General features: G+C 68.2%; 11 protein-coding genes and 11 pseudogenes. 10 read left to right on the top strand and 12 right to left on the bottom strand.

Annotation, left to right across the window (positions count from 1 at the left end):
• Positions 1–14 precede the first annotated feature (14 nt).
• Entirely contained in the window at positions 15–296 is a 282-nt protein-coding gene (locus AC2S9W_RS10150) for an NRDE family protein (protein ID WP_486572074.1), read from the top strand.
• Positions 182–658, top strand: a pseudogene (locus AC2S9W_RS10145) (NRDE family protein); the annotation flags it as partial. The gene AC2S9W_RS10150 and the pseudogene AC2S9W_RS10145, both read left to right, overlap by 115 nt.
• 15 nt (positions 659–673) lie before the next feature.
• Here AC2S9W_RS10145 and infC read toward each other — a convergent pair.
• The 3 genes and pseudogenes from infC to AC2S9W_RS10130 all read right to left on the bottom strand — a co-directional run.
• A complete protein-coding gene (gene infC, locus AC2S9W_RS10140; RefSeq protein ID WP_067108361.1) occupies positions 674–1,210 on the bottom strand; it encodes a translation initiation factor IF-3 in 537 nt (178 codons plus the stop codon).
• Positions 1,211–1,390: 180 nt separating this feature from the next.
• Positions 1,391–1,846, bottom strand: coding sequence for a type 1 periplasmic-binding domain-containing protein (locus AC2S9W_RS10135; protein WP_486572047.1), 456 nt, complete (start codon positions 1,844–1,846; stop codon positions 1,391–1,393).
• 208 nt (positions 1,847–2,054) lie between these two features.
• Positions 2,055–2,360 (bottom strand): annotated as a pseudogene (locus AC2S9W_RS10130) (ABC transporter substrate-binding protein); the annotation flags it as partial.
• Positions 2,361–2,585: 225 nt separating this feature from the next.
• Between AC2S9W_RS10130 and rsmI the strand changes: the two are divergent.
• The 4 genes and pseudogenes from rsmI (at position 2,586) to AC2S9W_RS10110 (ending at position 5,446) form a co-directional block, all read left to right on the top strand.
• Positions 2,586–3,444, top strand: a pseudogene (rsmI, locus tag AC2S9W_RS10125) (16S rRNA (cytidine(1402)-2'-O)-methyltransferase).
• Positions 3,441–3,789: pseudogene (locus AC2S9W_RS10120) on the top strand (YraN family protein). Before rsmI ends, AC2S9W_RS10120 begins: the two co-directional pseudogenes overlap by 4 nt.
• 43 nt (positions 3,790–3,832) lie before the next feature.
• The gene (gshB, locus tag AC2S9W_RS10115; protein ID WP_067182570.1) at positions 3,833–4,783 is read left to right on the top strand and encodes a glutathione synthase; all 951 of its coding nucleotides are present in this window, start codon (positions 3,833–3,835) and stop codon (positions 4,781–4,783) included.
• 54 nt (positions 4,784–4,837) lie between these two features.
• Positions 4,838–5,446: a DedA family protein gene (locus AC2S9W_RS10110; RefSeq protein WP_067182568.1), complete on the top strand. Its 609-nt coding sequence runs from the start codon at positions 4,838–4,840 to the stop codon at positions 5,444–5,446.
• A gap of 7 nt (positions 5,447–5,453) precedes the next feature.
• On the opposite strand, the pseudogene AC2S9W_RS10105 reads toward AC2S9W_RS10110, so the two are convergent.
• From AC2S9W_RS10105 to rph, 6 genes and pseudogenes are all read right to left on the bottom strand, one after another.
• Positions 5,454–6,342: pseudogene (locus AC2S9W_RS10105) on the bottom strand (tyrosine-type recombinase/integrase).
• Between the two features lie 42 nt (positions 6,343–6,384).
• Positions 6,385–7,529, bottom strand: a pseudogene (hemW, locus tag AC2S9W_RS10100) (radical SAM family heme chaperone HemW).
• A 31-nt stretch (positions 7,530–7,560) separates the two neighbouring features.
• Positions 7,561–8,076 carry a DUF2239 family protein gene (locus AC2S9W_RS10095; protein WP_486570703.1) on the bottom strand — a complete coding sequence of 172 codons (516 nt, stop codon included), beginning with the start codon at positions 8,074–8,076 and terminating at the stop codon, positions 7,561–7,563.
• 58 nt (positions 8,077–8,134) lie between these two features.
• Positions 8,135–8,427 (bottom strand): annotated as a pseudogene (locus AC2S9W_RS10090) (non-canonical purine NTP pyrophosphatase).
• Between the two features lie 116 nt (positions 8,428–8,543).
• Positions 8,544–8,867: pseudogene (locus AC2S9W_RS10085) on the bottom strand (non-canonical purine NTP pyrophosphatase); the annotation flags it as partial.
• Positions 8,776–9,492: a ribonuclease PH gene (gene rph, locus AC2S9W_RS10080; protein ID WP_486570702.1), complete on the bottom strand. Its 717-nt coding sequence runs from the start codon at positions 9,490–9,492 to the stop codon at positions 8,776–8,778. The gene rph and the pseudogene AC2S9W_RS10085, both read right to left, overlap by 92 nt.
• 106 nt (positions 9,493–9,598) lie before the next feature.
• On the opposite strand from rph, the pseudogene hrcA reads away from it, so the two are divergent.
• Positions 9,599–10,641 (top strand): annotated as a pseudogene (gene hrcA / locus AC2S9W_RS10075) (heat-inducible transcriptional repressor HrcA).
• Between the two features lie 4 nt (positions 10,642–10,645).
• Positions 10,646–11,197: a nucleotide exchange factor GrpE gene (grpE, locus tag AC2S9W_RS10070; protein WP_486570701.1), complete on the top strand. Its 552-nt coding sequence runs from the start codon at positions 10,646–10,648 to the stop codon at positions 11,195–11,197.
• Positions 11,198–11,361: 164 nt separating this feature from the next.
• On the opposite strand, the pseudogene def reads toward grpE, so the two are convergent.
• Both def and recR read right to left on the bottom strand, forming a co-directional pair.
• A pseudogene (gene def / locus AC2S9W_RS10065) lies at positions 11,362–11,891 on the bottom strand (peptide deformylase).
• Positions 11,892–11,922: 31 nt separating this feature from the next.
• Complete coding sequence (gene recR, locus AC2S9W_RS10060; protein WP_067108324.1) at positions 11,923–12,519, bottom strand: recombination mediator RecR; 597 nt, start codon at positions 12,517–12,519, stop codon at positions 11,923–11,925.
• Positions 12,520–12,717: 198 nt separating this feature from the next.
• Here recR and fmt point away from each other — a divergent pair, with 198 nt between their 5' ends.
• Positions 12,718–13,602, top strand: coding sequence for a methionyl-tRNA formyltransferase (gene fmt, locus AC2S9W_RS10055; RefSeq protein ID WP_486570700.1), 885 nt, complete (start codon positions 12,718–12,720; stop codon positions 13,600–13,602).
• A pseudogene (truA, locus tag AC2S9W_RS10050) lies at positions 13,599–14,321 on the top strand (tRNA pseudouridine(38-40) synthase TruA). Before fmt ends, truA begins: the two are co-directional and overlap by 4 nt.
• An 82-nt stretch (positions 14,322–14,403) precedes the next feature.
• Here truA and AC2S9W_RS10045 read toward each other — a convergent pair.
• The gene (locus AC2S9W_RS10045) at positions 14,404–14,934 is read right to left on the bottom strand and encodes a CarD family transcriptional regulator (protein WP_486570699.1); all 531 of its coding nucleotides are present in this window, start codon (positions 14,932–14,934) and stop codon (positions 14,404–14,406) included.
• Between the last annotated feature and the right edge of the window lie 21 nt (positions 14,935–14,955).

The raw sequence follows: 14,955 nt of genomic DNA, 5'->3' as shown, positions 1-14,955 counted from the left end.
ATCCCGACTGGCCGCTGATCCTTGTCGGCAACCGCGACGAGTTTCATGCGCGGGCCGCCGCGCCGCTCGCGGAATGGGGCGACGGCAGCGGCATCATCGCCGGCGCGACCTGCACCGGCTGGGGGTGCATCCCGCAAGCGGGCGCGTCGTCGTCGTCACCAACGTGCGCGGCGCCCCGCCCGATCCCGGCCGTGAATCGCGCGGCGAACTGGTCGCCGACCTGCTGCGTGGTGAAGGGCGCTTCGCCGACCCGCAGTGCGCCGACCTCGACCGCTTCAACGCCTTCAACCTGCTGACGGTCGACCGGGGCGGCGCGCGGCTGCTGACCAACCGGCCGGAACCGCGCGTCGAAAGGCTGACGACGGGAATCCATGCGCTGGCGAACGAGCTAACCTACAGCCCATGCGCACGCGCCACACGCCTGCGCGCGGCGCTGGCGTCAGCGACCGCGGCGGCGGCCGATCCCGAAGCCTTGCTCGACATGCTGGCCGCGGACGACACCCCGGCGCTGTTCCTGCACGGCGAGGTCTATGGCACGCGCTGTTCGACCCTCGTCGCCATCGCGGCGGACGGACGCGCACATATGGTCGAGCGCCGATACGAAGCGGGCGGCCGCCCCATCGGAACGACCGCCCTCGATTTTCGTACCGGTTTCTGAAGCCGCGGCGTCGGCCTACTTCGGCGCGAGCACCATCAGCATCTGGCGGCCCTCGGTGCGCGGATGCGCCTCGACCTTCGCGATCTCGGCGGTCATTTCCGCGACCTTCTGCAGCACGGCGAGGCCGAGCTGGGTGTGGCTCATCTCGCGGCCGCGGAAGCGCATCGTCATCTTGACCTTGTCGCCCTCGCCCAGGAAGTCGAACACCTTCTTCATCTTCACTTCGAAGTCGTGGTCGTCGATGTTCGGACGCATCTTGATCTCCTTGATCTCCTGCGTCTTCTGCGTCTTGCGGGCGGCATTGGCCTTTTTCTGGGCTTCGTACTTGAACTTGCCCACGTCGAGGAACTTGCACACCGGCGGGTCGGCGTTGGGGGAAACCTCGACCAGGTCGAGGCCGACCTCGGCCGCCTGTTCGATGGCTTCGGCAGTCAGCATTACGCCCAGATTTTCGCCTTCCTCGTCGATCACGCGGACCTTGGGAGAGGCGATGAACTCATTATATCGCGGGCCGTTCTTCGGCGGCATAGGCGCCAGCGGGCGGCGGGTCATGGGCGGGCGTATAGCTGTATCTCCTCACATCATTTCGACAGGCACGCGGGCGCCCATGCGGAACATGGGCGGATGCGCGCACTGTCCATATAGTGAACGGGCGCGCGCCGTAAAGGCCGCGCGTGCCGATCGGACGACACTTTCCGCCCGACTGTGGCGCCTATGCCACGCCCCGGCGCGTCACCATTTGGCCGGGGCGGGATCGACGACGCGGAAACCGCCGGCGCCGACCTCGCTGACCTCGAGCGCGCGAACCGCGATGCCGCGATTGTTGAATCGGAAGATGCCGTCGATACCGCCGAAACCGTCGGCCGCAAGCAGCCGGTTCACCGGAAAGGCGGTGCCGGGTTTCCAGTCGCGCGCGATGCGCACGGTCAGCAGCACCGAATCATAACCGAGGCTGGCGAGCCGATAGGGCGCCTTGCCGTAGCGGGCACGATATTTGGTCGCGAGCTGGCCGTAGAGACCGTCGGAAACGCTGGCGAACCACGCGCCGCGCATCGCGGCGTTGCTGCCGAGCGAGGCGTCGGTGTTCCACAATTCGGTGCCCAATATCTGCTTGCTGCCCGCGCCCTTGACGATCGGCACGGCGCGGATTGCATTGCCGCCGACATCGGCGATCAGCACCGCGTCCATCGCGCCGCCGTTGGCGAGCCGCCGCGCCGCGCCGGTCAGCGCCGCCGCGGTGCGATCGTAGGTTTCGACCGCGACCAGCGTCCCCCGGCTTCGCGCACCGCGTCGCGGAACGCGGCCGCCGCGCGGTCGCCATAGACATTCTTGGGCACCAGCGCGCCGAAGCGCTGATGCCCTTGCCGCGCGCGAAGGCGACGACGCGCTCGACCGACTGGCCCGGCACGAAGCCCAGGATGAAGACGCCGTTGCCCGCGACCCCGCTGTCGTTCGAGAAGCTGAGCACGGGCACCTTTGCCGCGCGCGCGATCGGCGCGACCGCCGCGACATCCTCGCTGAGCAGCGGACCCAGGATCAGGCGATTGCCATCGGCGACTGCCTGCCGCGCCGCCGCAGCGGCGCCGAGCGCGGTGTCGTAGGTGGTGATGCGAACCTTGTCGGCGCGCGTGTCGAGCAGCGCCAACGTCGTCGCATTGGCGATCGCGGTGCCGACGTCGGCATTCGCCCCCGTCTGCGGCACGAGCAGCGCGACGCGGTGGCGATCGGTGTCGGTCGGCAGGCCGGGGCCCACGGTCTCGTCGGGGTTTTCGGGCGGCGGCGGCGCCGCGGGACCGCCCGATTTGGGCACGACCGGCAGGCCGCGAGCAAGCCGCCGAGCGCCAGCGTCGCCATTCCACGCAGCAACCGGCGCCGCCGCAACGCATTGTCTTGGCGCTCGACGACGCTTTCTGCCATTTTCGGCGACATGCCGGATTCGACCATTTCTCAATCTCCCTTGCCCGGTCTCTATATCGTGGCGACCCCCATCGGCAACCTCGGCGACATCACGCCGCGCGCTGCGGCGTTGCTTGCCCGCGCCGACGTGATCGCCGCCGAAGACACGCGCGTGACGGCGAAGCTGCTGTCGCACCTGGTTTGCGCGTTCCGATGACCCCTATCACGACCATAGCGACGAACGCGCGCGCGCCGCGCTGGTTGCGCGCATGGAAACCGATGTGGTGGCGCTGGTGTCGGACGCGGGCACGCCGCTGATCTCCGATCCGGGGTACAAGCTGGTGCGCGATGCGCGCGCGGCGGGGCGGCGCGTCACCACCCTGCCCGGTCCCTGCGCCGCGATCGCGGCGATCACTCTGTCGGGCCTGCCGAGCGACCGCTTCCTGTTCGCCGGCTTCCTGCCGTCCAAGGCCAAGGCGCGCAGCGAGGCCATCGCCGAACTCGCCGGGCTGCGCGCGACACTGGTCTTCTATGAAAGCGGACCGCGCCTCGCCGCGACGCTCGCCGCGCTGGCCGAGGGACTCGGCAACCGCGCCGCGGCCGTCGCGCGTGAGATCAGCAAGTTATACGAGGAATGCGTCACCGGGTCGCTCGGCGAACTGGCCGCGCGCTATGCCGACGCACCGCCGAAGGGCGAGATCGTCGTCATAGTCGCGCCGCCCGCCGACAATGTCGTCGAAGAGGCCGACGATGCGGCGGTCGACGATGCGCTGCGCGCCGCGCTTGCCGATCAGCCGGTCGCCAAGGCGGCGAAGGCGGTCGCCAAACGCTATGGGCTCGACCGGCATGCCGTCTATGCCCGCGCGCTGGCACTGAAGGACGGGGCGTGAGCCGCGCCGTCGCCGAGGCGCGCGGCCGCCGCGCCGAAATCGCGCCGCGTGGTGGCTGCGGCTGCACGGCTGGCGGATATTGGCCCGACGGCTGCGCGTTCGCGTCGGCGAGGTCGATCTGGTCGCGCGGCGCGGACGGACGGTCGCCTTCGTCGAGGTCAAGTGGCGCGACCGCGCCGCCGACCTCGACTTCGCGATCGACGCCGGCGCCTGCGCCGCGTCGCGGCGGCGGCGGAAATGCTCGCCCCGCGCTTCGCGCGGCCGGGCGACGAAACCCGCATCGACGTGATGCTGCTTGCGCCGGGGCGCTTGCCTCGCCATCTGGTCCACGTCTGGCAGCCCTGACGCGGCTCGCCGGAAAATTCGGTCGCCCCGGAAGGAGAATGAGATGACCCTGCGCGCCGCCGTGCAAATGGACCCGATGGACGGCATCAACATTGCCGGGGACAGCAGCTTCGCGCTGATGCTGAAGGCGCTCGAACGCGGCCATATCCTCTATCATTACGACGTGCGCGGCCTGACATGGGAAGCGGGACGGCTGACCACTCCGGCCCATCCGGTGCTGGAGGTGAAGCGCGTGAAGGGCGACCATTACCGGTTCGGCGACCCTGTCACCCTCGACCTCGGCCGCGATGTCGATGTCGTGCTGATGCGGCAGGACCCGCCGTTCGACCTTGGCTATCTGACCGGCACCTGGCTGCTCGAGCGCATTCGGGACAAAACGCTGGTGGTCAATGATCCGGTGTCGGTTCGCAACGCGCCCGAAAAGGTGTTCGTGCTCGACTTTCCGCAGTTCATGCCGCCGACGATGGTCACGCGCGACCTGAACGCGGTGAAGGATTTCCACGCGCGGCACGGCGCGCTGGTGATCAAGCCGCTGCACGGCAACGGCGGCAAGGCGGTGTTCCGCATCGACGAGGCGGGCACCAATCTGGGCGCGCTGGTCGAACTGTTCGGACAGGTCTGGCCCGAACCCTTCATGGTGCAGCAGTTCCTGCCGAGCGTCAGCGAGGGCGACAAACGCATCGTCCTGATCGACGGCGAGGTCGCGGGCGCGATCAACCGCAAGGCGGGCGAAGGCGAGTTCCGCGCCAACCTGGCGGTCGGCGGCTATGCCGAGGCGGCGGCGCTGACCCCGCGCGAAGAGGAAATCTGCGCCGCGCTCGCTCCCGCGCTCCGGGAACGCGGGCTGATCTTCGTCGGCATCGACGTGATCGGCGGCGAATGGCTGACCGAAATCAACGTCACCTCGCCCACCGGCATCGTCGCGATCGACAAGTTCAACAACAGCGACACCGTGGGAATGATCTGGGACGCGATCGAGCGGCGGGTCGGGTGACAGGTTCGATGACGGACGCGGATCGAACCGCCCTCCCCTCGCGTTAAGCCCCGCATGACCGACTTCATTCTCGATCTGATCCAGGCGTGGGGCTATTTCGGCATCTTCGTCCTGATGTTCCTCGAAAACGTCTTTCCGCCGATCCCGTCCGAGGTGATCATGGGGCTGGGCGGCGTCGCGGCCGCGCAGGGGCGCTTCGATTTCTGGACGCTCGTCGCGGTCGCCGTCGCGGGGACGACCGCGGGCAACTGGGTATGGTACGCGATCGGCCGCTGGATCGGCTATGAGCGGCTGAAGCCCTTCATCGACCGCCACGGCCGCTGGCTGACGCTCGACTGGCGCGAGGTCGAGCGGCTGCACGCCGGCTTCCTGAAATATGGTCCCGGCATCGTCTTCGCGGCGCGCTTCATGCCCGTCGCGCGGACGATGGTATCGCTGCCCGCGGGCATGGTGCGGATGAACCAGGCGAAATTCCTGCTGTGGACCGCCGCCGGATCGACGATCTGGATCGCCGCGCTGGCGGGTGCCGGGCAATGGTTCGGCAAGCGCTTCGCCGCGATCGAGCAGCTGGTCGGACCGCTCGCGCTGATCGCGATCGGGACGCTGATCCTGTTCTACCTGTGGCGCGTCGTCACCTGGAAGCCGCAGCGGCCCGGCGACTGAACGCCGGTCAGGCGCGCGGGTGCGCGTTGCGGTAGATGTCGAGCAAATGCGCGGCATCGACCGCGGTATAGACCTGCGTCGAAGCGAGGCTCGCGTGGCCGAGCAATTCCTGCAACGACCGCAGGTCGGCACCGCCCGCGAGCAGATGTGTCGCGAAGCTGTGGCGCAGCGCGTGCGGTGTCGTGCGCTCCGGAAGCCCGAGAGCGCGGCGCGCCGACCGCACGCTCGCGCGCACGACGCCGGGCTGGAGCGGGCCGCCGCGCGCGCCGAGAAACAGCGGCATTTCTTTCGCGATCGGCCATGGGCAGGCCTCGACGTAACGCGCCACCGCGGCGGCAACCGCGGGCAGGATCGGCACGATCCGCGTCTTGCCGCGCTTGCCGGTGACGCGCAGTGTCTCGCCGAGCGGGAGCGCGGCGCCGGTCAGCGACAGCGCTTCGCCGATGCGCAGCCCCGCGCCATAGAGCAGCAGCAGTAGCGCGAAATCGCGCGCGCCCGTCCAGCCCTGCCGGGCATTATCCTCCACCTCGTGCGCAAGATCGAGCGCCTGGTCGGGCGCGACGGGGCGCGGCAACCCCTTGCGGACGCGCGGGCCGCGCATCTGCGGCACGCTGGCGTTCGAGCCGCCGACGAAGCGCAGGAAGGTGCGGATGGCGGAGAGTTCGCGTGCGGCCGATGCGTTGCCCAGCCCCGGCGCGGCGCGCGGCCAGATAGGCGCGCAGGTCGCCGGCGGACAGCGACCGCAGCATCGCCGCATCGACCGCACCGCCGCGATGCTCCATCAGGAAGGCGCAGAAGCGCTCGGCCGTCGCGACATAGGCGCGGCGCGTATGCTCCGACCGGCGCCTTTCGTGCGCCAGATGGGCGTGCCAGTCGCGGATGACGTCCTGCGGCAAATCCGGATTCCGTTTGGGCTGAAAGGGCTTCGGAGGGCGAGTCTAGCCGGTCCGCACCACTTCCGAAAGAATCGAGTCGAGCAGCAATATCCCGGCGTCGGTGACCGCCAGTTGATCGCTCTCCTGCACCAAAGCCCCTGTCCCGCCAGCCGCGCGACCGCCCCGGCATCGACGAAGGCATCGCGTGCCATCCCGCTGCGCGTCTCGACGCGCGTCAGGTCGACGCCCTCGGTCAGGCGCAGGCCCATCAGCATCGCCTCGGTCGCGCGCTCGTGCGGCGGCAGGTCGGTTTCGACCTTCAGGCCGTGGCCGTTGCGCGCGACGGCGGACAGGAAATTCTCGGGCTTGCGGTGCCGCTCGGTCGCCTGCGCAAGTCGCCGCCCGTGCGCGCCGGGGCCGATGCCGGCATAATCGCCATAGCGCCAATAGGTCAGGTTGTGCCGGCTCTCCTCGCCGCGGCGCGCGTGGTTCGACACTTCGTAGCGCGGCAGGTCGGCCGCGCGCGTCGCCGCCTGCGTCGCGTCGAACAGATCGGCGGCAGCATCGCCGTCGGGGATGACGAGATCGCCCTTCGCCGCGAGGGTGGCGAAGCGCGTCCCCGGCTCGATCGTCAGCTGATAGAGCGACAGATGGCCGGTGCCGAACGCCAGTGCCTCGGCAAGCTCCACCTCCCACGCGGCGAGCGACTGGCCGGGACGCGCATAGATGAGGTCGAAACTGACGCGCGCGAAATACGCCTGCGCCGCGGCGATCGCCCGCCGCGCCTCGTCGCCGCTATGCGCCCGGCCCAGGAATTCAAGGATTTGCGGATCGAAGCTTTGAACCCCTATCGATACACGATTGACCCCGGCAGCGGCGAGCGCGGCGAAACTGGCGACCTCGACCGAATTGGGGTTCGCCTCCAGCGTGATCTCGCAATCGTCGATCAGCCCCCATGCCGCGTCCGCCGCCGCGATCACCGCCGCGACCGTCTGCGGCGGCATCAGGCTGGGGGTGCCGCCGCCGAAGAAGATCGACGAAACCTTGCGACCCGGCAGCAGCGCCGTCTCGTGCCGCAGGTCGGCGAGCAACGCGTCGCGCCATGCCACTTGATCGACGCGCTCGCGAACATGGCTGTTGAAGTCGCAATAGGGGCATTTCGACACGCAGAACGGCCAGTGGACATAAAGGGCGAGCGGTTCGGCCATGGGGAGCGATATAGGGCGCGGCGCGCGAATGTCAGCCGGCGATCAGGCGCCGGATATGATCGCGCACATCGTCCGGCCACTCCGCGATCAGACTGTCGAACGCCGCGCTATCGTCGCGGTACAGCGCGCGCAGCGCCTCTTCATAGCCCGGCAGGTTGCCGCACATATGGCTCATGAAATGATAGGCGGCATCCTTGCGCTTGCGACCGTCACCGGGCGCCCGGCTCGCAGCCTCGACCAGTCGGCGCAGCGCGGCGGAGGCGCCGCCGGGCTGTTCCGCCAGCCAGTCCCAATGCCGCGGCAGCAGCGTCACCTCGCGCGCCTTGACGCCGAGTCTCGGGCGACCCACCGACGATGCCGGCGCGGTCGTCGCGGCGTCCCAATAGTCGAGGTCGACCGGCTTGCCGGTCGCATCGTCGAAAACGAGGATCGCGCCGAGGTCGCCCGGATAGCACTCCTCCAGCCGTTGCCGGACGATCATGCGCGACCCCGATACGAGTGATGTGGCGCCAAGGAAGGCGGTTACGGTTTGAATATCTTGTTGCATGCCGGCCGATTACACCCGGATAAAATTGGAGTCAATAATATCCGGGTAAAATAAGCGATCAGCCGAAAACACCCGCCACCAGCTTCGCAAACGCATCGGCGCGGTGGCTGATCGCGTGCTTCTCAGTCGGGTCTATTTCCGCATAGGTCTGTGGCTTGCCGGACGGAACGAAGACCGGGTCATAACCAAAGCCCAGCGTGCCGCGCGGCGGCCGGTCAGGCTGCCCTGCGCGCGCCCCTCGAAAACCTCGGCATGACCGTCGGGCCAGGCGAGCGCGAGGGTGCAGACGAAGCAGGCGCTGCGGTCGACCCCCGGCCCCTGTTCGGCGAGCAGCCCCTCGACCTTGCCCATTGCCATATACCAGTCGCGGCCGGCCCAATCTTTCCCGGCTCGCCCTCGAACCATTGGCGTTCGGCCCAGTCGGCAGTGTAGACGCCCGGCCGCCCGCCGAGCGCCGCGACCTCGAGCCCGCTGTCGTCGGCAAGCGCTGGCAGGCCCGCGGCGGAGGCGCTGGCGTGGGCCTTGAGCAGCGCATTCTCGGCGAAGGTCGTGCCCGTCTCGGCCGGCTCTGGCAGGCCGAGGTCGCCCGCCGACACCGGATCGATGCCATAAGGTGCGAGCAACGCCCGGATTTCGCGTACCTTGCCCGCATTATGGCTGGCGATGACGAGTTTGCCGGGAGCGAGCTTTCGGGTCACGTCAGCGCCCCACCGCCTTCGCCTGTGCTGCGAAAATCTCGGTGCAGCCGATGCGGGCGAGGCGGAGCAGGCGCAGCAGGCCTTCCTCGTCATAGGTCGCGCCCTCGGCGCTCGCCTGCACCTCGACGATCTGTCCCTTGCCGGTGAGCACGAAATTGCCGTCGGCCCCCGCAGTCGAATCCTCGTCATAGTCGAGGTCGAGCACCGCGGTGCCGTTGTGGATGCCGCACGAGACGGCGGCGACCTTGTCCTCGATCGGATCCTCGGCGATCGCCTTGGTGGCGAACAGCTTGTCGACCGCTAGGCGCAGCGCGACCCACGCGCCGCTGATCGCCGCGGTGCGCGTACCGCCGTCGGCCTGGATCACATCGCAGTCGAGGACGATCTGCCGCTCACCGAGCTTCTTCATATCGACGACGGCGCGCAGGCTGCGCCCGATAAGCCGCTGAATTTCCTGCGTGCGGCCCGATTGCTTGCCCTTCGCCGCCTCGCGGCTGCCGCGCGTGTGGGTGGCGCGGGGAAGCATGCCATATTCGGCGGTCACCCACCCCTGCCCCTTGCCGCGCAGGAAGGGCGGCACCTTTTCCTCGACGCTGGCGGTCACCAGCACCTTGGTGTTGCCGAAAGCGACGAGGACGCTGCCCTCGGCGTGGATGGTGAAGTCGGTTTCAATCGCGATGGGGCGCATCTGGTCGGGCGCGCGGCCGGAAGGGCGCATGTCGTCTGTCTCCTCGTGAAGCTGTGCCGGCGCTTAGCGGCGTTGACGATCCGGCGCCACCCCGCAATGCTTGCCCCCGCCCCGCCCCATCCCTAAATCTGCTTCCATGACCACGCCGCCGATCATCGAACTGACCACGCGCGCACGCGACGTGTTCCGGCTGGTGGTCGACGCCTATCTGGAGACCGGCCAGCCGGTCGGATCACGCACGCTGTCGAAACTCGCGACGCTCAACCTGTCGCCCGCCTCGATCCGCAACGTGATGCAGGACCTCGAGGAACTCGGCCTGCTCGCCAGCCCGCACACCAGCGCCGGGCGCCTGCCCACCGAGCAGGGGCTGCGCCTGTTCGTCGACGGGATGATGCAGGTCGCCGAACCGTCAGCCGAGGATCGCGCGCAGATCGAGGCGAGCCTCGCCGAGGGCGGGCCGATCGAAAGCGCGCTCGCGCACGCGACCGCCGCGCTGTCGGGCCTGTCGGCCTGCGCCGGGCTGGTGCTGGTTCCGAAGCACGAGCGGGTGCTGAAGCAGGTCGCCTTCGTCCCCATGTCCGACGAGCAGGCGCTCGTCGTCCTGGTTGCAGCCGACGGGACGGTGGAGAATCGCGTCATCGCGATCCCGCCCGGCCTTCAACCCTCGACGCTGGTCGAGGCGGGCAATTATGTGTCGGCGATGCTCGCCGGCCTGACCTCGCCGAGGCGCAGACCCGCGTGCGGCGCGAACTGGAGGCCGAACGCATCGCGATCGACCGCGCCGCCGCCGACCTGGTGTCGCGCGGGCTGGCCATATGGTCGGTCGACGGCGCCGACCGACCGGTGCTGATCGTACGCGGTCAGGCGAATCTGCTTGACGAATGCGCGGTTGGCGACCTCGACCGCGTGCGCCTGCTGCTCGACGAACTGGAGACGAAGCAGGACATCGCGCATCTGCTCGACAGCGCGCGCGAGGGCAGCGCGACGCGTATTTTCATCGGGTCGGAGAACAAGCTCTTTTCGCTGTCGGGTTCGTCGGTTATCGCCGCGCCCTATCATGGCAGCGACGGACGCGTCGTCGGCGTCGTCGGGGTAATTGGTCCGACACGCTTGAACTATGCGCGCATCGTACCCATGGTGGACTTTACCGCACAATCGCTCTCCAGACTGATACGATAGGGTTATGACGAACATCGAAAACGATACGCCAGTCGAAGACGGCCAGACCGAAGACTCCGCCGCCATCGAAACCCCGGCCGCAGAGCCGCAGGACGAGACGGCAAAGCTCGCCGAACAGCTTGCCGCGGTGCAGCAGGACCTGCTCTATGCGCGCGCCGAAACGCAGAATGTGCGCCGCCGCGCCGAAAAGGAGGTCGCCGACGCGCACGCCTATGCCGCGACCAAGTTCGCGCGCGACATATTGTCGGTCGCCGACAATCTGGGTCGCGCGCTGGCCGCGGTCAGCCCGCAACAGCGTGAGGACGAGACGTTCAAGGCGTTCGTCGCCGGGCTGGAAGCAACCGAGCGCGAGTTGATGGGTGTCTTCGAACGCCACGGCATCACGCGCATCGCCGCAATCGGCCTGCCGCTCGACCCGAACCAGCATCAGGCGATGCTCGAAGTGCCGAGCGACAAGGAGCCGGGCACGATCGTGCAGGAAATGCAGGCGGGCTATATGATGAAGGATCGCCTGCTGCGCCCGGCGATGGTCGGCGTGGCGAAGGAGGCGGATTGACGAAAACCCTCTCCCCTTGGGGAAGAGGGATGCGCAGCCTTGGCAACTCGTTGCCTAGGCGAAGCTGGGTGAGGGTTCAGGCGCTGGCGTAACAGCCCTCACCCGCTGCGACCAGCGAACAAGTTCGCAAGCCTCGCCCCCTCTCCCTAAGGGGAGAGGGGGGATTATGCCGCCTTGCGCATTTTCGCGAGCTTCTTCAGTACCATCTCGCGCTTCAGACGCGACAGATGGTCGATGAAGAGGATGCCCTCCAGATGGTCGTGCTCATGCTGGATGCACGTCGCCATCAGGCCGGTCATGCGTTCCTTGTGCGGCTGGCCGTCGGCGTCCTGCCATTCGACCGTCACCTCGGCGGGGCGCGTCACCTCGGCATATTGCTCGGGGACCGACAGGCAGCCTTCCTGATAGACGCTGTGCTCCTCCGAAAAGTCGGAGAAGACCGGGTTGATGAAGACGCGGGGGTCGCGAATCACCCGCTTTCCTCTTCATCCTCGGGATCGGGTTCCTGAAGATCGATCAGGATGCGCTTCGGCACGCCGACCTGGATCGCGGCCAGCCCGATGCCGGGGGCGTCGTACATCGTCTCGAACATGTCGGCGATCAGCGTCTTCAGTTCGGCGTCGAACGTCTCGACGGGCTTCGAAATGACGCGCAGCCGCGGATCGGGGGTCTCTATGATGGGTAGCAGGGCCATGGGCGGGAGGTATGAACTCGCGGGCCCGCCGTCAACCCACCGGTCGCCGCGCGCGAAGCGCCTGCGCGAGCGTCCCTTCGTCGAGATAATCGAGCTCGCCGCCGACCGGCAGGCCGTGCGCGAGCTGGGTCAGGCGCACCGGAAAGGATTCGAGCCGTTCGGCGAGATAATGCGCGGTCGTCTGCCCCTCCAGCGTCGCGTTCATCGCCAGCACCACCTCGTCGATGCCGCCCGCCGCGACGCGGGCGACGAGCGCGTCGATGCTCAGATCCTGCGGCCGCACGCCTTCGAGCGCCGACAGACGGCCGCCGAGGACATGATATTTGCCGGGGAAGAGCCGCGCCTTGTCGAGCGCCCATAGGTCCGACACCTCCTCGACCACGCACAGGCTGCGTGCGTCGCGGCGTGGATCGGCGCAGATCGCGCAGGGATCGTGCGTATCGACATTGCCGCAGACGGTGCAGGTGACGAGCCGTTCGGACACGGTCTGGAGCGCGGCGAGCAGCGGCGCGAAGGCGCTTTCGCGTTTCTTCATCAGGTGCAGCACCGCGCGCCGCGCCGACCGCGGCCCGAGGCCGGGAAGCCGGGCGAGTTGCTGGACGAGGGCTTCGATTTCGGTGGAGGCCATGGGTGTGGTGGTAGTGGGTGTGCAATCGGTGCACAATCCATATGCATAAATCCACCACGTGTGTCCCCGCGAAGGCGGGGACCCAGAGCGTTCGGAACCAACGTCACCTCTTGATCCTCTGGATCCCCGCCTTCGCGGGGACACATGCAGGCAGAGCAGGGTTGAATGTATCGCCTGCCTCCGCCAAAGCCCGCAACCATGCGCATCGCCTTCATGGGAACGCCGCCCTTCGCGGTGCCGACGCTCGCCGCGCTGCACGCGGCGGGGCACGAGGTTGTAGCGGTCTACACCCAGCCGCCGCGCCCCGCGCGGCGCGGGAAGAAGGTGCAGCGCAGCGCCGTGCACGACTGGGCCGCGGCGCACGGCCTACCCGTCCGCACGCCGAAAAGCCTGAAGAACGCCGAGGAACAGGCGGCGTTCGCGGCGCTCGACCTCGATGTCGCGGTGGTCGCCGCCTATGGCCTGATCCTGCCGCAGGCGGTGCTCGATGCGCCGCGCGCCGGGTGCCTCAACGTCCATGGCTCGATCCTGCCGCGCTGGCGCGGCGCGGCGCCGGTGCAGCGCGCGATCTCGGCGGGCGATGCCGAGACCGGGGTGACGATCATGCAGATGGACGCCGGGCTCGACACCGGTGCGATGCGGCTGATCGGACGCACGCCGGCAGACGGCAAGACGGCGGGCGAACTGACCGACGAGCTGGCGGCGATGGGCGCCCGGCTGATGGTGAAGGTGCTGGGCGACCTCGATGCTTTTGCGCCCGAACCGCAACCTGACGCGGGCGCGACCTACGCCGCGAAGATCGACAAGAGCGAAGCGCGGCTCGATTTCCTGACCAGCGCGGTGCAGGTCGAACGGCGACGCGCAACCCCGTCCCCGGCGCCTGCGATGTCGCCGGCGTGCTGCCGATCGCGCGCTGGCCGCGGGTCGATGCCCGGCCGCATGCGTCGGCGGGCGCGTTGGTCCATGCGAGGCAGCGCCGTGCCATCTGGACCCGGCTTTCGCCGGGGAACAGTGACTTGTCGAAAAGGGATAAGTGCCGATCAAGTCCGGGGTAACGGCAAGAAGGTTAGGCGCGGCCGATGACCCGCTTCGCCCTCACCATCGAATATGACGGCCGCCCCCATGGGCTGGCAGCGGCAATCGCACGGCCCCAGCGTCCAGCAGGCGCTGGAGGAGGCGACCGCGCGCATCACGGGCGAGGCGGCGACGGTCCATGGCGCGGGCCGCACCGACGCCGGGGTCCACGCGATCGCAATGCGCGCGCATGTCGACATCGCCAAGCCGCTCACTCCCTTTCGCCTGATGGAGGCGCTGAACGCGCAGCTTCGCCCCGCCCCCGTCGCGGTGCTGGCGTGCGAAGCGGTCGCCGACGATTGGCACGTGCCTGGGGCGCGCCTATGAATATCGCATCGTCAATCGCCGCGCGCCGCTGACCTGGGACAAGGGGCTGGCGTGGCAGTTCGCCAAACCGCTCGACGCGCAGGCCATGCACGGCGCGGCGCGGGCGCTGGTCGGACGGCACGATTTCACCACCTTCCGGTCGGTGCACTGCCGGCCGAAAGCGCGGTGAAGACGCTCGACCGACTGAGCGTCAGCCGGCACGGCGACGAGGTGATCGTCGAGGCGGCGGCGCGCAGCTTCCTGCATCAGTGCGCTCGATGGTCGGATGCCTCGTTCTCGTTGGGCAGGGAAAATGGTCGGCGCGCGACCTGAAAGCCGCGCTCGACGCGGCGGACCGCAGCGCGCTCGGGCTCAACGCGCCGCCGGATGGGCTTTATTTCGTGGAAGCGAAATATCCGTAACAAAGGTCGCCTCCGCGAAGGCGACGCATGAAAAAGGGCGGCCCCGCGGGACCGCCCTTTCGCTTGTCGGAATGCGGCGGGTTTAGCCCACCTTCTCCACATAATATTTCGGCGCATGCTCGTTGAGAATCTGGAGGATCTTCGCCTGCGCGGTCCTTTCGTCGCTTTCCTCCATCGCGGCGAGTTCGCGCGCGAGTCGGCTCGACGCCGCTTCGAAGATCTGGCGCTCCGAATAGCTCTGCTCGGGCTGATCGTCGGCGCGGAACAGGTCGCGCGTCACCTCGGCGATCGACACGAGGTCGCCCGAGTTGATCTTCGCTTCATATTCCTGCGCGCGGCGCGACCACATGGTGCGCTTCACCTTCGGCTTGGTGGTGAGCACCTGCAGCGCTTCCTTCAGCGTCTTGTCCGACGACAGCTTGCGCATGCCGACGCCTTCCGCCTTGTTGGTCGGGACGCGCAGGGTCATCTTTTCCTTTTCGAAGCGCAGGACATAGAGTTCGAGCTGCATGCCCGCGATTTCGGACTTCTGCAGTTCGATGACGCGCCCCACGCCATGTTTCGGATAAACGACATAGTCACCGACTTCAAAGACGAGCGTGTTTGCGGACATGCAAGTTCCTTTCTGTGGCCT

This window comes from Sphingopyxis sp. 550B (assembly GCF_057401805.1).
Note: the sequence above shows the minus strand (reverse complement) of the source record. Positions and strands in the feature narration are given on the sequence as shown.

What these genes read in the sequence shown, in the direction of transcription:
- infC (WP_067108361.1), bottom strand. Translation starts at nt 1,210, where the DNA reads ATGACCCGCCGCCCGCTGGCGCCTATGCCGCCGAAGAACGGCCCGCGA.
- AC2S9W_RS10135 (WP_486572047.1), bottom strand. Translation starts at nt 1,846, where the DNA reads ATGGACGCGGTGCTGATCGCCGATGTCGGCGGCAATGCAATCCGCGCC.
- gshB (WP_067182570.1), top strand. Translation starts at nt 3,833, where the DNA reads ATGACCCTGCGCGCCGCCGTGCAAATGGACCCGATGGACGGCATCAAC.
- AC2S9W_RS10110 (WP_067182568.1), top strand. Translation starts at nt 4,838, where the DNA reads ATGACCGACTTCATTCTCGATCTGATCCAGGCGTGGGGCTATTTCGGC.
- AC2S9W_RS10095 (WP_486570703.1), bottom strand. Translation starts at nt 8,076, where the DNA reads ATGCAACAAGATATTCAAACCGTAACCGCCTTCCTTGGCGCCACATCA.
- rph (WP_486570702.1), bottom strand. Translation starts at nt 9,492, where the DNA reads ATGCGCCCTTCCGGCCGCGCGCCCGACCAGATGCGCCCCATCGCGATT.
- grpE (WP_486570701.1), top strand. Translation starts at nt 10,646, where the DNA reads ATGACGAACATCGAAAACGATACGCCAGTCGAAGACGGCCAGACCGAA.
- recR (WP_067108324.1), bottom strand. Translation starts at nt 12,519, where the DNA reads ATGGCCTCCACCGAAATCGAAGCCCTCGTCCAGCAACTCGCCCGGCTT.
- fmt (WP_486570700.1), top strand. Translation starts at nt 12,718, where the DNA reads ATGCGCATCGCCTTCATGGGAACGCCGCCCTTCGCGGTGCCGACGCTC.
- AC2S9W_RS10045 (WP_486570699.1), bottom strand. Translation starts at nt 14,934, where the DNA reads ATGTCCGCAAACACGCTCGTCTTTGAAGTCGGTGACTATGTCGTTTAT.